A 1,290-nucleotide genomic window follows, 5' to 3' on the forward strand; every position below is an offset into this window, starting at 1 on the left:
GGGTTATAGGCCAAAACGTGTGTAAATCTCGGGTGTGTCATGTGCGGCCTGCCCATCCTTTGCGATGCCAGAGTCCTTCGTCGGCGCTGAGTCCGGTGCTGTAGAGGTCGGGCCCGGGCTTCTGCTCGGTCGTGGTGATGGCTTCGGTCTTGGCGGGACGGTAATGCTCGGCTTTGATGAGTTTGGCCGGTGGCAGGGGCTGTTCGCTGTGCAGGTAGAGGTACCACTCGATCGCGCGTTTTCGGTGTTCTTCACTCATGCCCCGGTGGGCCCGCAGCAGCAACCGGAGTTGGGCGTTGGTGCCGCCTTCAATGCGATTAGTAGTCGAGGCGATCTGCAGGCCGGCGAACTCCGCGCGCAGATAGGTGAACAGCGTCCCGGCCTGGCTGAGTCGTTCCAGAAGCCGGTAGGCCTTGCGGAGCCTGTCGTGGGTGTACCACCAGGTCTGATTGGCCCTGACCCACCCCGGGACGACGGCGCTGCCAGTGCGATAGGTGCGGGCTTTGACCAAGTGCCCGTAGCTCTGGTGCCAGTCATTGAGCCCGCCCAACCACGCGGCCGCTTCAGCGGCGGTGGTGATCCTCGTCAGGGCCCGTCCCAGCCGCAGCAACGCCTTGCCCGCCTCAGTCCTGGGCCGGCCGGTCAGGTACGTGCGGACGTTGCGCTGGACATGGACAAGGCACCGCTGGACCGCGGTCTCACTCCAGCATTCGGCCAGCGCTGCCGCGATCCCGGAGCCACCATCAGTGATCACAACGGTGGGGGCAGGGAACCGGGCGAGCAGGGCAGCCCACGCGGCCTTCTTCTCGGTATCGCACCACTGCCATCCGAGCACGTGATCCCCGGCAACAGCGATCAAACAGCACCACGAGCCCACGTAGATCCCGTCGACCTGGATCTGGCCATGAACCTCACCGGTGACCGGAATCTCCGGGACAATGTTCCAGCACCATTCGGTGCGGCGCCGGAAGGAACGGGCCGTGCCAAACGAGGTCGCGGCTGATTGGTTCGACGTGCCCAGCAGCCAGCCAAGGAACGCGTCCAATTCAGCTCTCCGGCTCACATCGGGACGTTCACCCGAGCGGCTCGCCCCGCACTTCAAACACCGGTACCGCTGCTTACCGGCAGCTGTTTTCCCGTTCCGAACCAGCCCGCGGCCACAAATCAAACACTCCAGAGATATGCAAGCACCCCAGCCACCCTAAGCTTCAAAAGCTTAGCTACCCCGGATTTCCCGCGCGATCACTGGGAAGCAAGCCCCTCCCATACACACGTTTTGTCCTATAACCC

General features: G+C 63.6%; 1 protein-coding gene. It reads right to left on the minus strand.

The genetic code is table 11. From position 1 onward, the window contains the following. Positions 1 to 37: 37 nt before the first annotated feature. Complete coding sequence (locus RQH14_RS23125) at positions 38 to 1,168, minus strand: IS1249 family transposase (protein ID WP_311215450.1); 1,131 nt, start codon at positions 1,166 to 1,168, stop codon at positions 38 to 40. Positions 1,169 to 1,290 lie beyond the last annotated feature (122 nt).

This window comes from Arthrobacter sp. WCS2018Hpa-7, from assembly GCF_031843805.1.
Classification (GTDB): Bacteria; Actinomycetota; Actinomycetes; order Actinomycetales; family Micrococcaceae; genus Arthrobacter.